The organism is Sinorhizobium sp. GQ132 (genome assembly GCF_059758575.1).
This window is the reverse complement of the sequence record NZ_JCAXDX010000002.1, coordinates 785,515-800,181: the sequence shown is the minus strand read 5'-3', so window position 1 is coordinate 800,181 and position 14,667 is coordinate 785,515. Positions and strand designations below refer to the sequence as shown.

General features: G+C 63.6%; 10 protein-coding genes. 6 read left to right on the top strand and 4 right to left on the bottom strand.

Annotated features, from left to right (window positions below; all coding sequences use genetic code 11):
* Positions 1-45 precede the first annotated feature (45 nt).
* Complete coding sequence (gene alaS, locus AC6CIG_RS07850) at positions 46-2,709, bottom strand: alanine--tRNA ligase (RefSeq protein WP_127712543.1); 2,664 nt, start codon at positions 2,707-2,709, stop codon at positions 46-48.
* 238 nt (positions 2,710-2,947) lie between these two features.
* Positions 2,948-4,033, bottom strand: a complete 1,086-nt coding sequence (gene recA, locus AC6CIG_RS07845) for a recombinase RecA (protein WP_010969478.1) — start codon at positions 4,031-4,033, stop codon at positions 2,948-2,950.
* Between the two features lie 334 nt (positions 4,034-4,367).
* Between recA and AC6CIG_RS07840 the strand changes: the two genes are divergently transcribed.
* Positions 4,368-5,327, top strand: coding sequence for a carbohydrate kinase family protein (locus AC6CIG_RS07840; protein ID WP_437407657.1), 960 nt, complete (start codon positions 4,368-4,370; stop codon positions 5,325-5,327).
* A gap of 135 nt (positions 5,328-5,462) precedes the next feature.
* Positions 5,463-6,392, top strand: coding sequence for a pseudouridine-5'-phosphate glycosidase (locus tag AC6CIG_RS07835; protein WP_100673131.1), 930 nt, complete (start codon positions 5,463-5,465; stop codon positions 6,390-6,392).
* Between the two features lie 119 nt (positions 6,393-6,511).
* Here the strand turns inward: AC6CIG_RS07835 and cckA are convergent, their stop codons facing one another.
* Positions 6,512-9,121, bottom strand: a complete 2,610-nt coding sequence (cckA, locus tag AC6CIG_RS07830; protein ID WP_437407656.1) for a cell cycle histidine kinase CckA — start codon at positions 9,119-9,121, stop codon at positions 6,512-6,514.
* 365 nt (positions 9,122-9,486) lie between these two features.
* On the opposite strand from cckA, the gene AC6CIG_RS07825 reads away from it, so the two are divergent.
* The gene (locus AC6CIG_RS07825) at positions 9,487-10,449 is read left to right on the top strand and encodes a flagellar biosynthetic protein FliO (RefSeq protein WP_437407655.1); all 963 of its coding nucleotides are present in this window, start codon (positions 9,487-9,489) and stop codon (positions 10,447-10,449) included.
* A gap of 92 nt (positions 10,450-10,541) precedes the next feature.
* Here AC6CIG_RS07825 and dksA read toward each other — a convergent pair whose 3' ends face one another.
* A complete protein-coding gene (dksA, locus tag AC6CIG_RS07820; RefSeq protein ID WP_003532995.1) occupies positions 10,542-10,961 on the bottom strand; it encodes an RNA polymerase-binding protein DksA in 420 nt (139 codons plus the stop codon).
* Between the two features lie 407 nt (positions 10,962-11,368).
* On the opposite strand from dksA, the gene AC6CIG_RS07815 reads away from it, so the two are divergent.
* The 3 genes from AC6CIG_RS07815 to AC6CIG_RS07805 all read left to right on the top strand — a co-directional run bounded on the left by AC6CIG_RS07815 (position 11,369) and on the right by AC6CIG_RS07805 (position 14,649).
* Entirely contained in the window at positions 11,369-11,905 is a 537-nt protein-coding gene (locus AC6CIG_RS07815) for a SixA phosphatase family protein (RefSeq protein WP_437407654.1), read from the top strand.
* A gap of 168 nt (positions 11,906-12,073) precedes the next feature.
* Entirely contained in the window at positions 12,074-13,573 is a 1,500-nt protein-coding gene (locus AC6CIG_RS07810; RefSeq protein ID WP_275597840.1) for a YcjX family GTP-binding protein, read from the top strand.
* A complete protein-coding gene (locus AC6CIG_RS07805) occupies positions 13,570-14,649 on the top strand; it encodes a YcjF family protein (protein ID WP_437412255.1) in 1,080 nt (359 codons plus the stop codon). The genes AC6CIG_RS07810 and AC6CIG_RS07805 overlap by 4 nt, the downstream gene beginning before the upstream one ends.
* Positions 14,650-14,667 lie beyond the last annotated feature (18 nt).

Here is a 14,667-nt window from a genome sequence, read left to right as displayed (position 1 = left end):
AAAAGGGCGCCGCAGCGCCCTTCAGAAGTCAGCACGCCCTGGGGCTCAGCCGGCGAGCGCGCCGGCAACGGCCTCGATCGCCTCCGCTGCACGTCCGCCGTCCGGACCGCCGGCCTGGGCCATGTCGGGCCGCCCGCCGCCGCCCTTGCCACCGAGCGCAGCCGAAGCGACGCGCACCAGATCCACGGCGCTGACTTTCGAAGTGAGGTCGTCGGTCACCGCCACCACGGCGCTCGCCTTGCCGTCGCCACTGACGCCCACGAAGGCGACCACGCCCGAACCGAGCGTCTTCTTGCCGTCGTCAGCAAGGCTCTTCAGGTCCTTCGGCTCGACGCCGGATACCACCCTGCCGAGGAACCGGACGCCGCCGATCTCGCGGGCGGCATCCCCGGAGCCGTTCTGACCGTCACCCGCGAGCGCGAGTTTCTTCTTCGCCTCGGTAAGTTCCCGTTCCAGCTTGCGGCGCTCGTCGAGCAGCGCCTCGACGCGCCCGAGGACATCCGAGGGCTGGACCTTCAGGGCAGATGCCAACGTCTTGACCCGCTCATCCTGTTCGTTGAGATAGGCTCGCGCGGCCTCACCGGTCAGCGCCTCCACCCGGCGCACGCCGGCGCCGACAGCGCTTTCCGAGACGACGCGAACGAGGCCGATATCGCCCGTGGCGGACACATGCGTACCGCCACAGAGCTCGACCGAATAGGGCCTGCCGGCTTTGGAGCCGCGAAGGCCCTGCCCCATGGACACGACCCGTACCTCGTCGCCGTATTTCTCGCCGAAGAGCGCCATGGCGCCCTCGGCGATCGCATCGTCGACGCTCATCAGCCGTGTGACGACCGGCGTGTTCTGGACGATGATCTCGTTCGCCATCTCCTCGACGATCTTCAGCTCCTCCGCCGTCATCGGCTTCGGATGCGAGACGTCGAAGCGCAAGCGCTCAGGCGCGACGAGCGAGCCCTTCTGGGCAACATGGGTACCGAGGACCTCGCGCAGCGCCTCGTGCAGCAGATGCGTCGCGGAATGGTTGGCGCGCAGCCGCGCACGGCGCGCATGGTCGACCGTCAGGGCAGCCGCTTCGCCGGTCTTCACGCTGCCTTCCTCCACGGTGCAATAGTGGACGAAGAGCCCTTCGCCCCGTTTCTGCGTGTCGGTCACAGTAAGCTTGCCGGTCTCGGTGGTGATGGCGCCGGTGTCGCCCACCTGGCCGCCGGATTCGCCGTAGAAAGGCGTCTGGTTCAGAACCAGCTGTACGTTCTCGCCCTTGGTGGCCGCCTCGACGACGGCACCATCCCTGACGATCGCCTGAATGACCCCTTCGGCCGACTCGGTGTCGTAGCCGAGGAAGTCGGTCGCGCCGTGCTTATCCCTGAGCTCGAACCAGATGGTCTCGGTCGCGGCTTCGCCGGAGCCGGCCCAGTTGGCGCGGGCCTCGGCCTTCTGCCGTTGCATGGCGGCCGTAAATGCGTCCGTATCGACGCCGATGCCCTTGGCGCGCAGCGCGTCCTGGGTGAGGTCGAGCGGAAAACCGTAGGTGTCGTAGAGCTTGAACGCCGTCTCGCCGTTGAACTGGTCGCCTTCGGAAAGATCGGCCGAAGCCTCCGCCAAAAGGTTGAGGCCGCGCTCCAGGGTCTTGCGGAAGCGGGTTTCCTCCAGCTTCAGCGTTTCCGAGATCAGCGCTTCGGCGCGGACGAGTTCCGGATAAGCGCGGCCCATCTGGCCCACGAGCGCCGGCAGGAGCTTCCACATCAGCGGATCCCGCGCGCCGAGCAACTGCGCGTGGCGCATGGCGCGGCGCATGATTCTGCGCAGAACGTAACCGCGGCCCTCGTTCGACGGCAGAACCCCATCGGCGATCAGGAACGCCGAGGAACGCAGATGATCGGCGATGACGCGATGGCTCGCGCGCCGGTCCCCTTCGGCCTTCACGCCGGTCGCCTCTTCGGAGGCCGCGATCAGCGCGCGGAAAAGGTCGATGTCATAATTGTCGTGCTGGCCCTGGAGCACGGCGGCCACGCGCTCAAGCCCCATGCCCGTGTCGATCGAGGGCCGCGGCAGGTCGACGCGCTCTTCCTTGGTGATCTGCTCGTACTGCATGAAGACGAGGTTCCAGATCTCGATGAAGCGATCGCCGTCTTCCTCAGCCGAGCCGGGAGGGCCGCCCCAGATATGATCGCCGTGATCGTAGAATATTTCCGAGCACGGGCCGCATGGACCGGTATCTCCCATGGCCCAGAAGTTGTCGCTCGTCGCGATGCGGATGATGCGATCGTCGCTCAGGCCGGCGATCTTCTTCCAAAGGCCGAAGGCCTCGTCGTCGGTATGATACACCGTGACGAGGAGACGCTTGGCATCGAGCCCGTATTCCTTGGTGATCAGGTTCCAGGCAAGCTCGATCGCGCGCTCCTTGAAATAGTCGCCGAAGGAGAAATTGCCGAGCATCTCGAAAAAGGTGTGGTGCCGGGCGGTGTAGCCGACATTGTCGAGGTCGTTATGCTTGCCGCCGGCGCGCACGCATTTCTGCGCCGTCGCCGCGGTCGAATAGGGTCGCTGCTCGAGGCCGGTGAACACATTCTTGAACTGCACCATGCCCGCATTGGTGAACATCAATGTCGGGTCGTTGCGCGGCACGAGTGGGCTGGACGGCACGACCTCATGACCGTTCTTGCGGAAATAGTCGAGGAACATCGACCGGATTTCATTCACGCCGCTCATCTTGCGTCCTATCTGTGTACACTCCGGCGGCAGCCCGATCTCTCCAGGCTGCAAGCCGCACTTTTCAACCCCGCGCTTAGTCGCGTCGCGTTCAATCACGTCACGCCTCCCGCCGGCCGAGCCGTCGGAACCACAGGCTTTTATCGTCCGCATTTCATGCTGTCCAGCGGGCAGCAAAAAACCGGCCGCAGGTGACGACGGCCGGCTTCGCATGCTTCAATGAGACGGCTGCTGCCGATTACATATCGGCGGCTTCGTCGCCGTCGCTTTCCGGCCCGCCATTCTCCAGGAACCGGTCGGCGATGAGACCGGCATTCTGCCGCAGAGCCGTCTCGATTTCGCGCAACAGTTCGGGATTCTCCCGCAGGAAGAGCTTGGCGTTTTCCCGTCCCTGGCCGAGCCGCTGGCTGTTATAGGAGAACCAGGCGCCCGATTTCTCGACGATGCCCGCCTTGACGCCGAGATCGATCAATTCGCCCGTCTTCGAAACGCCTTCGCCATACATGATGTCGAACTCGACCTGCTTGAAGGGCGGTGCCATCTTGTTCTTGACGACCTTGACGCGGGTCTGGTTGCCGACGACTTCCTCGCGCTCCTTGACCGAGCCGATACGGCGAATGTCGAGGCGCACCGAGGCGTAGAACTTGAGCGCATTGCCGCCCGTCGTCGTTTCCGGCGAGCCGAACATCACGCCGATCTTCATGCGGATCTGGTTGATGAAGATCACCATGCAGTTTGACTTGGAGATCGATGCCGTAAGCTTGCGCAGCGCCTGGCTCATGAGGCGCGCCTGCATGCCCGGCAGACTGTCGCCCATCTCGCCCTCGATTTCGGCGCGCGGCACGAGTGCGGCCACCGAATCGATGACGAGAATGTCGATCGCACCCGAACGGACCAGCGTATCGGTGATTTCCAGCGCCTGCTCGCCCGTATCAGGCTGCGAAATCAGGAGATTTTCGAGATCGACCCCGAGCTTTCGCGCATAGACCGGATCGAGTGCGTGTTCGGCATCGACGAAGCCGCAGATGCCGCCCTTCTTCTGTGCCTCGGCAATGGTCTGCAGCGCCAGCGTGGTCTTGCCCGAGCTTTCCGGACCATAGATCTCGATGATGCGGCCCTTCGGCAGGCCGCCGATGCCGAGCGCGATGTCGAGGCCGAGCGAACCGGTGGAGACGGTTTCGATCTCAACTACGCTGTCCTTCGCTCCGAGCTTCATGATCGATCCCTTACCGAACGAACGTTCGATCTGGGAAAGAGCCGCTTCAAGTGCCTTGCTTTTGTCCACCGATTTGTCCTCTACGAGCCGCAAAGAATTTTGTGCCATTGGTCCACCTTTAGGTTATTGGAGCTATCGAGGCAATGAAGCCGCCGCAAGCCTTTTTGTACATGTTTTGTTCCAACTTGGCAACGGCACGTCAAGTAATTGAAAATGCTAGGAATATTTCACTACGTTCGATTCTTGTTCACGCCTTTCGTCCACAGTATCCACAAGTTGCGCGTCAACGCATGCCGGCTTTCACGCGCCGCCCCGATTCGCTTCGTGATTCACGATGGATCAAAGCCGGACAAAGCCCTAAAAGGTAGTCCGAAACGATAGATCGGAATGCCGGCGGAAGAGAGACTTCGCCACCTTTTCTCCGCCCTTCATCGAGGACCAGATGCAAGCACAGGTGAAGTCGCAGAACATAGCCGTTTTTGGCGGCGCTCATATCGACCGGCGCGGCCGGATCAACGGCGCGACGACACCGGGCGCGAGCAATCCGGGCACCTGGTTCGAGGAAGCCGGGGGCGGCGGCTTCAATGCAGCGAGAAATCTCGCGCGCCTCGGCCATCGCGTAACCATGATCAGCCCGCGGGGCGGCGATCCCGCCGGCGACACGGTGGCGGCCGCTGCGGAAGCTGCCGGTGTGATCGATCGCCCTTTCACCTTTCTCGATCGCAAGACGCCGAGCTATACGGCAATCCTCGAAAAAGACGGCAACCTCGTCATCGCGCTCGCGGACATGGACCTCTATGCTTTGTTTACGCCGCGCCGGCTGCAGCAGCGGACCACGCGCGAGATTTTAGCGGCGAGCGAACTCGTGCTGATGGACGCCAATCTGCCGGAGGAGACGTTGACGGCGCTTGCCGGCACCGCCGCGAAGTTCAGCCCTCTCCGTGCCGGCATCGCCGTTTCTCCGGCAAAGGTGGTCCGCTACCGCGCGTGCCTCGATGGGCTCGATTTCCTGTTCATGAACGAGGCGGAGGCGCGCGCGCTGACCGGAACCGAGGCCGCAACCGCCGCGGAATGGCCGTTGCTGCTGCGCTCCGCCGGTCTTTCCGGCGGTGTCGTGACGCGCGGAGGCCGGGCCGCGGTCGCCTTCGACCGCAAGGGTGCCTGCCTCGCTACGCCGCCGGCTCTTTCGGCACTCGCCGACGTCACCGGCGCCGGCGATGCGCTCGCCTCGGGCTTTCTCTCCGCCCGGCTTGCCGGTGCGGATCTTGCCGACTGCCTGCGCTGGGGCATGGCGGCCGCCGTCATAACGCTGCATTCGCCCTACGCTGCCTCCGAAGAGATGCTGCCTGACAAGCTGGAGCAAGTGCTGCGCCTTGTGCCGGAAGCGGAAATGCTGGCATGAGAATTGGCAGCTGAATGGGAGCCGGGTAGCGCGGAATGCGGGCGGTTCTTGCGCACCCTCTGCTCCAGGCACCGGAATCGATCAGGCACCCCCGATGCAATTTGCCGTCGGATGTCATCAATCAAGGAAACGATCATGACCAAACCCTCCTCCCCGTCCCTGCCGATGGAATATTCAGATGAAGTCGCGGCCGCCAAGCAACGAGGTGCGCCGATCGTCGCGCTGGAATCCACGATCATCACGCATGGCATGCCCTATCCCGGCAACCTCGACATGGCCCGCAGCGTCGAGACGATCATCCGCGAACAGGGTGCCGTGCCCGCGACCATCGCCGTAATCCACGGGGTCCTCCATATCGGTCTGGACGATGCCAAACTGGAGGCGCTGTCGAAGACGCAGGGCGCGATGAAACTTTCGCGCGCCGACCTCGCCTTTGCGATCGCCGAACGCCGCACCGGCGCCACGACCGTTGCCGCAACGATGATCGCCGCTGCCCGCGCGGGCATCCGGGTTTTTGCGACCGGCGGTATCGGCGGTGTTCACCGCGGAGCGGAGCAGAGCTTCGACATATCGGCGGACCTGGACGAACTCGCACGTACCGGCGTCATTGTCGTCTGTGCCGGCGCCAAGGCCATTCTGGACATTCCCAAGACGCTCGAAGTGCTCGAAACCCGCGGTGTCCCTGTCGTGACCTATGACAGCGAGAACTTCCCGGCCTTCTGGTCGCGTGAATCCGGCCTCAAGAGCCCGCTGATGCTGAACAGTCCGGCGGCAATCGCCAGTTTCCAGCGGACGCGCGAGTTGCTCGGGATCGACGGCGGAATGCTTGTCGCCAATCCGGTGCCGGAACAAAGCGAAATCCCGCGCGAGGAGATGGAGATCTATATCACCCGCGCACTCGACAATGCGGCGAGCGAGGGCATTTCCGGCAAGGCGGTCACACCGTATCTGCTCGACAACCTCTTCCGTTTGACGGACGGGCGCAGCCTGGAAACCAATATCGCGCTGGTCGAGAACAATGCGCGCCTTGCCGCCGGGATCGCTGTCGCACTCGCTGCGAAGTAACCGCAGAAACGGAATAAAAAGGCGAAGGGGATCTGGCGCGCCGCCGTTTGCCCTTCTCCCTCGAAATGCGGAAGATGCCGGCAAACGGCGAAGAGCACAGGTTCGGAGGAGAAACCTCGTCAGCTGTCGAGCATCTCGCGCACGGCGACCGCGAGTTGCTTCAGAGAGAAGGGCTTCGGCAGGAAGCCGAACTTCGCGTCGGCCGGCAGATTTCGCGCAAAAGCATCTTCGGCATAGCCGGATACGAAAATGAATTTCAGGTCCGGATATGTCTTGCGCAGCTCGCGCAGCAGCGTCGGCCCGTCCATCTCCGGCATCACGACGTCGGAGACGACGATATCGACGGCGCCTTCGAGTTCGTCCATGATCTCCAGCGCTTCGATACCCGATCCCGCTTCGTGAACCGTATAGCCGCGCGTCTCCAGCATGCGCTTGCCGCCGCGCCGGACCGCTTCCTCGTCCTCGACGAGCAGCACGACCGCCGAATCCCCGGTCAGGTCGGCAGGCTCGGCCCGAGGCATCGGCACCGCAACCGGTTCGCTCCTCGCCGGCGCCGCGGATTGCGCTGCGGACGCGTCCTCATCCTGGATTTCGGGCACGTCGACATGCCGCGGCAGCAGGATGCGGAAGGTCGTACCGCTGCCGATCTCCGACTCGGGATAGATATAGCCGCCGGACTGCTTCACGATGCCGTAAACCATCGACAGTCCGAGCCCGGTGCCCTTGCCGACATCCTTCGTGGTGAAGAAGGGTTCGAAGATCTTGTCCATGATTTCCGGCGGAATGCCGGTGCCCTGGTCGGACACCTCGACCATGACGAAGTCTTCCTCGGGCAGTTCGCGCCGTCCAAGCGCCGACACTTCGCTCGCCGGGAGATTGCGCGTCCTGAGCGTGATGATCCCGCCTGCAGGCATGGCGTCGCGGGCATTGACGGCGAGGTTCAGGAGCACCTGTTCGAACTGGCCGAGGTCGGTCTTCACCGGCCAGAGATCGCGGCCGTAGTCGACCTCCACCTTGACGTTGGTGCCGGTCATGCGGTCGACGAGCATCCTGAGATCGCCGATGACGTCGGTGAGATTGAGCACCGTCGGACGCATCGTCTGCTTGCGCGAGAAGGCGAGCAACTGCCGCACAAGCACGGCTGCCCGGTTGGCGTTACGCTTGATCTCCATGAGGTCCGCGAAGGTCGCATCCGCCGGCCGCGCCGATAGCAGCAGATGGTCGGCGGAAAGCAGGATGGCCGTCAGGACGTTGTTGAAGTCATGGGCGATGCCGCCGGCGAGCGTTCCCACGGCATTCATCTTCTGCGTCTGCGCCATCTGGTTTTCGAGCGCCTTCTGCTCGGTGATCTCCAAGGCATAGATGATCGCAGCCTCCTCGGGCGCCTGATCGCTCTGGTCGATGACGGCATTGACATAGAAGCGGAAGTGACGCCCCTCATCCTTGGGATGAAGCGCGTCGATCGGGGCAATATCGCTCTGGCGATCCTTCGCGGCAGCCAGCGACTCCTGCAGACGGCCTCTCTCGGATTGGTGCACCACAGCGTCGATCAGGGCCCCGCGCTCGACCTCGTCCTGCGAAACGAGCCCGGCGAAGAGCTTCATGAACGGAGCGTTGGTTCGGAGAATGCGGCCGTCTCCATCCACCGAGGCGATCGCCATGGGCGTGTTGTTGAAGAAGCGGGTGAACCGCATCGCGGCATTCGACGCCGACTGATCGCCGTCGTCGCCTTCCCGGGACATCACGATCGTCCGGCTTTCGCCGGGCGCACCGTCCCGTGCCGAGGAAACGCGATGAATCAGGCGTACCGGCAGGCTCTGGCCGTTGGTCTTTCTGAGATCGAGGTCCAGGATCTTGGTTTTCTTGAGACCGGGCTCCGCCTGTACCGATTGTACCAGCGCCAGCCCCTCGCCCGCGACGAGATCGGCAATGCTGACGGAGCCGGGCTGGAACTTGGTCAGGTCTATTCCGAGCCAATCGGCGAGCGTCGCGTTGATATAGAAGATCTCGCCCTTGCGCCCGGCGGATAAGAAGCCCGCAGGTGCGTGGTCGAGATAGTCGATCGCGTTCTGCAGTTCCTTGAAGAAGCGCTCCTGCTCGTCGCGCTCCGCGGTAATATCCGCGATCTGCCACAAGTAGAGCGGATTGCTGTCGGCATCCTCGAGCGGCAATACCCGCGCCTTCAGCCGATACCAATGGGCGCCGGAACCGGCCACCTTGCCGTTTGCCAGAGGTTTCAGCAGCCGGAACTCCTCGTGTCCCTGCTTGCCCTCATGCAGACCGTTGGTCAGGCGATAGATCGCTTCGGTGGCCTCGCGGTTGCGCGACAGGATCGTTTCGAGCGACTGGATGCCTGCCGCACTCTTGGTGCCCGTCAGGGCACCATAGGCTGCGTTGGCATAGATGATGCGCCCCTTGCGGTCGGTCACGATCGTCCCGTCTTCATGCGCGTCGAGGAAGGCGCGCGCCAGTTCGTCCGGCCGCGATTGCGGCATCACTTCGATAAAACCGATGACGGAAGAAACGAGGAAGAATATGCCCACCATGGCCAGCACGCCGAGAATGCCGAGCACGATCTCGTTTTCGAGCTGGTCCTTGAAGACGACGAAAGCGGCAGCCGACGCGGTGAGGACGATCGCAAGCAGGATGATCCTGAGGATGGTTCCCGGACGAACGCCCCGGTCAACGACCGGCATCTGGTAGTCACCTGCCTGCCGCAATTTCGTCATCGGGTCCTCACCTGCTGCCGGGTCGCATCGAACGCGATCCGAGCGCTTGCAGTGCCGTACATCCCCGTGGATGCACAAGGGCCGCTGCAATACTTTGAATTGCCGCATGACTTATCCCCAATCCGTTTCCGGCTTGAGGAATCATGCGGTGGCCGGGTCCGAAGGCATCGTCGCGAATCGATGGCCGCCCTCCGCGCTTTCGCGCATCGACCTGGAATCATCTTTAACAATCAGAGATAACAGCAAAAAGCGTCTCTGCGGAAGCGCTGCGGTCAATTCACAGGGAATGTCGGGCCGAAGCTTGTCCAAGCCCGAAAAAAGCCGTCAAATATTGACATGCGAAGCGGCAGTAAGGAGTTCAGCCTATGTTGGAAACAATCCTCGGGGACAACGCCAGCCGGTTCATGATCGCCGCCGGAGCGGTCGCCATCGGTCTCTTGTGCCTCGTCGCCGTGCTTCGGCTCATGCGCAACAAGCCCTCCTCTCCCTTCGTCCGCGGCGGCAAGAACAGGCAGCCGCGGCTTGCGGTGCTCGATGCCGCCGCTGTCGACACGCGTCGGCGCCTGGTGCTCGTCCGCCGCGACGACGTCGAGCACCTGATCATGATTGGCGGCCCGACGGACATCGTGATCGAAAGCCGCATCGCGCCCGAGGGAGAAGATCCGGTTCCGGCCGCACTTCAGGCGCAGCCGGAAGAAAAGACGACCCGCGCTCCGATTGCGGAAACCCGGCCTCAGCCGGTTCCTTCCCCTGTCCCGCCCGAACGCCCTCTCCCGACGGAAGCTGCCGCCGACCCCGTTCGGCAACCGGCGCGCCCGAGCGAGCCGCCGCGGGTCGCCGCGCGCCCAGAGCCTCCGGTGCGGGTGGTCCCGGATCAGCAAGGCCCCGCACTCGGCTCGCCGCAGCCGCAGCAGGTCTCCAGGCCTTTACCTGCGCCTCACATTCCGCCGGTATCAGCCATCGAGCCGTCGCACACCGATTTCAGCGCGGTGCGTGACCGCTCGCTTCCGGTGGAGCCCGCTGCTCGCGAAGAGCGCCCCGTCCCGCTTACGGCGCTCGAGCCGGTAAAGGGCATGCCGGGCCGCTCTCTCCCGCCTCGGCCCGCAGCGCCGGAAGCGGCCGCGGAATTCGAGCGCATGCTCGATGCGGAAATCAGCGGCGATCTCCAGCGCTTCTCACCTTCAGGGCCGCCGCGTCCGGAGATCAGGCCCGCCGGTCGCCAGGAACCGGTACTCGGATCGCCTTCGCAGGAGACCCGCAAGGAGCCGACGATCGAAGAAGAAATGGAAAGGATGCTCGCCGATATCTCCGTGAGCCGCAAATTGTAAGTCGCACGTCGCGAAACAACGCATCGGTGCACAAATGAAAACGGCGCGGTCGAACCGCGCCGTTTTCGATAGTCCCAACGGTGTCCCGGGACTTATTCGTCCCGGTAGACCTTCTCGCGACGCTCGTGGCGTTCCTGCGCCTCGATCGAGAGAGTTGCGATCGGCCGGGCGTCCAGGCGCTTCAGTCCGATCGGCTCCCCGGTTTCCTCGCAGTAGCCGTAGGTGCCTTCATCGAGCCGCTGCAGCGCGGCATCGATCTTGGCAATCAACTTCCGCTGACGGTCCCGAGCGCGCAACTCGATCGCCCGGTCCGTTTCGGACGAGGCGCGGTCCGCAAGATCAGGATGATTGGCGCTCTCCTCCGCCAGGTGATCCAGTGTCTCGCGGGCCTCGCGAAGGATGTCGTTTCTCCAGGCATTCAGCTTCGCACGAAAGTATGCCCGGTGGTTCGCATTCATAAAATCCTCGTCCTCCGACAGGACATAGGTACTAAGATCGATCTTCTCACTCAACGCGATTCTCCTGAAGAACATCTCATTGCGGCGGTGTATAGACCTATGGAAGCTCTGATTCAAGCCTTGTAATCAGTGCTTAACTGCATTTTAACACTGCCCGCATCGCAGGCTAACCGGCTAATATTTCATCACAATTACACGCAAAGTCTTGAAACGCCGAAATACCGCTCACCGCCGACGGCACCGGCCGCTTGACGTTCCACGGGCGAGGACGGCGGCATTTCGGATTGCGACATTTGGTGCGCAACCCGCATCGGTTCAATGGGTGCGCCGGATCAAAAAACCGCGAAACGCGGCTTGATCTTTACGCCGACCGGCGGGACAACGGAGCATCCGCGAGGCGTTTCGAGCCGTCGGCACCACGGACGCCTTCATCCTGGGGATTTCCAACACCGGGTGAATACATGCAAGACAGCGTCGTCCCGGCCTTCCAGCTTCTGCTTCTTCGCCACGCCCGATCGGGCTGGGCTCTGCCCGGCCAGAGCGACTTCGATCGCGCGCTCGACGATGTCGGCTTTGCGGAGGCCGAACTCACGGCACAGTCCGCAGCCGACCATCGCATCAGGCCGGACCTGATCCTTTGTTCGACGGCCGTCCGCTGCCGGCAGACGGCCGAACCGCTATACCGCGCATTTGGCGAAGATATCGACATTCGGTACCTCGACCCACTCTATACCGGTCCCACGACCGTCTATGCCGACCTTGTCGAGGCGCATGCGAGCCGACCCTCGCTGATGATTATCGGGCACAATCCGATGATAGAGGAGCTCTTTCGACGAATTCTGGGCGAAGAACGGGCGGCAGCGGCACTCGCTGACGGATATCCGCCGGCCGGAATGGCAGTGATCGATTTTGCGGCGCGGCCGATAGCCGGAACGGCATGGACAGCGACACTTTCGAAGTTCCTCGTTCCCGCCCTTGAAGAAGCGGAGAAAGGATGAGCCGCTACCCGCCGCTTCCGCCCGCGGAAACGGCGAATTCGCTTCGCCTTGTTGCGCTGACGGAAACATTTCCTATATCGCTCCAGACGCTACGCGGATGCCCGCGACCCGGTTGGGATATCGGCAAATCAAACGTACCGCTCATCATTCCCGAAGGGACGAAACAATTTGGCGCCCATTCTCACCAGTTTCAAAGACGACGCGCTGATCGCCCTGGACAATCTCGCCGACCGTGCCGCGGGTCTCGTCACCCCGTCCGTCAGGCTCGGCGTCACCGGCCTTTCGCGGGCCGGCAAGACCGTTTTCATCTCTTCGCTCGTCCACAACCTGCTGAACGGAGGGAGGCTGCCGGTTTTCGAACCGGTCCGGTCGGGCCGTGTGTCCAAAATCAGGCTCGAGCCGCAGCCCGACGACGCGGTGCCGCGCTTTCAATATGAGGATCACATTGCGGCCCTGGTCCGGGATCGGTCCTGGCCGGATTCGACCAGGGCCATATCGCAGCTGCGGATCACCCTCGATTACGAAAGCGCCAGCGGCTGGAACCGTCTGTTCTCTCCCGGGCGGCTGTCGATCGACATCGTCGATTATCCCGGCGAATGGCTGCTCGATCTGCCGCTGCTCGGCCAGGACTTCCGGCAGTTCAGCGACGCAACGGTTCAACGCGCACGCACCGGCATGCGCGCCGACCTGTCGAGCGAATGGTTGGGACTTGCCGTCGCGCTCGGAGCCTCGGCGCCGGCCGACGAAGGCAGCGCTCGCCGGCTTGCCGAGAGTTTCACCGCCTATCTCAAGGCCTGCAAGGACGACGACCGGTCCCTCTCCACCCTGCCGCCTGGCCGCTTCCTGATGCCGGGCGACCTCGAAGGGTCGCCGGCGCTTACCTTCTCGCCGCTCCCCGACCTGCCTGCGGGCCGCGCCCCAAAGGGTTCGCTCTGGGCAATGATGGAGCGACGCTACGAAGCCTACAAGACGCATGTGGTAAAACCGTTCTTCCGCGAACATTTTGCCCGCCTCGACCGGCAGATCGTGCTTGTCGACGCGCTCCAGGCGGTCAACCGCGGCACGGAGGCGCTGAAGGACCTGGAACAGGCTCTGGCAGACGTGCTTGCCTGCTTCCGGCCCGGCGTCAACTCCTGGCTGACTTCGTTCGTCACGCGCAAGATCGACCGCGTACTGATCGCCGCCACCAAGGCCGATCACCTGCACCATGAAAGTCACGACCGGCTGGAGCGCATCACGGCTCGCCTCGTCAGCCGGGCGACCGAGCGGATAGGAATGAGCGGGGCGGGCCTTGAGGTCATGGCGCTCGCATCTGTCAGAGCAACGCGGGAGGCCACCGTAGACCACGATGGCCATCGTTTGCCCGTGATCGTCGGAACGCCGATCGCCGGTGAGAAGATCAATGGCGAGATATTCGACGGCGAAAAGAAAACAGCGATATTTCCTGGAGACTTGCCGGAAGATCCTGAACTCCTTTTTGAAGCCGTCGACCGCGTCTCCGCATCGGCCCTATCTGCCTCCGCCCCGGAGCAGGCAATGCCGGAACTGAATTTCGTCCGCTTCCGGCCGCCGCATCTCGAGGAGACGCGCGGCGGCCTGAAACTCTCCGTGCCGCATATCCGGCTCGACAGGGCCATGCAGTTCCTACTCGGAGATCGCCTCGCATGAGTGATGACTTCAACGACCGTCGACGCAGGCCGGCCGCCTTTTCCGTCGAGGCCGAGGAGGCCACCAAACGCCAGATGGTACAGACGCCGCGGCGCTCACCGGGGAGTTTCAGCGAAAAGGTCGTCATGACGCCCGATGCCGAGGACCCGTTCATCGGGACCACCGCGGCGATCGAATCGCTCAACCTGCCGGAAGCAAAGCCGCAGCGGCGCCGGCTCTCCTTCGGCAAGATCGCCGGGGGGGCTTTCGGCATCCTCATTTCGCTCGCGGTCGGGCTTTGGATCGACCGGCTCGTGCGCGACCTCTTTTCGCGCGCCGACTGGCTTGGCTACGGGGCCGTCGCAGTCGTGGCGATCGGCGTCGTCGCTTTCCTGATCGTGGTCGCGCGCGAAGTCTTCGGCATGATGCAACTGACCGCTGTCCAGACGCTGAAAGCCGATCTGGCCGCGGCCGCCGCAGCCGGAAAGACGCAAGCCGCACGTGCTGCGACCGCGAGGCTCGTTCACCTGCTCGCCGGCAATCCCCGGACGGCCAAGGGCCGTGCCCGCCTGACGGAGACCGAGGGCGATATCATCGATGCACCCCATCTCATCGAACTGACGGAGCGTGAATTGCTGGCGCCGCTAGACCGCGAGGCGCGGCGGATCATTCTTGGCGCCGCGAAGCGGGTGTCGATCGTGACTGCCGTCAGTCCGCGCGCGCTCGTGGACCTCGGCTACGTGATCTACGAATCCGCGCGGTTGATCCGTGCCATGGCCGAACTCTACGGCAGCCGCCCGGGCACGCTCGGCCTGCTGCGCCTGATGCGCGACGTCATCGCGCATCTCGCCGTCACCGGCTCGATCGCCGTCGGCGACAGCCTCATCCAGCAGATCCTCGGACACGGCCTGGCATCCAAGCTGTCCGCCCGCCTCGGCGAGGGCGTGATCAACGGGCTGATGACGGCGCGCATAGGGATCGCGGCGATGGATCTCTGCAGGCCGATGCCGTTTCGCGCGCTCAAGCGCCCCAGCATCGGCGACTTTCTGGGCGACCTGGCGCCCGGCGCCGCACGGTCCGAGGACGCAGCCGGCTGATCGTCGATCCATCGCCGG

Bases quoted from the DNA above. Each gene is read 5' to 3' on its own strand.
- recA (WP_010969478.1), bottom strand. From the start codon at position 4,033: ATGGCACAAAATTCTTTGCGGCTCGTAGAGGACAAATCGGTGGACAAA.
- cckA (WP_437407656.1), bottom strand. From the start codon at position 9,121: ATGACGAAATTGCGGCAGGCAGGTGACTACCAGATGCCGGTCGTTGAC.
- AC6CIG_RS07840 (WP_437407657.1), top strand. From the start codon at position 4,368: ATGCAAGCACAGGTGAAGTCGCAGAACATAGCCGTTTTTGGCGGCGCT.
- alaS (WP_127712543.1), bottom strand. From the start codon at position 2,709: ATGAGCGGCGTGAATGAAATCCGGTCGATGTTCCTCGACTATTTCCGC.
- AC6CIG_RS07805 (WP_437412255.1), top strand. From the start codon at position 13,570: ATGAGTGATGACTTCAACGACCGTCGACGCAGGCCGGCCGCCTTTTCC.
- AC6CIG_RS07825 (WP_437407655.1), top strand. From the start codon at position 9,487: ATGTTGGAAACAATCCTCGGGGACAACGCCAGCCGGTTCATGATCGCC.
- AC6CIG_RS07815 (WP_437407654.1), top strand. From the start codon at position 11,369: ATGCAAGACAGCGTCGTCCCGGCCTTCCAGCTTCTGCTTCTTCGCCAC.
- AC6CIG_RS07835 (WP_100673131.1), top strand. From the start codon at position 5,463: ATGACCAAACCCTCCTCCCCGTCCCTGCCGATGGAATATTCAGATGAA.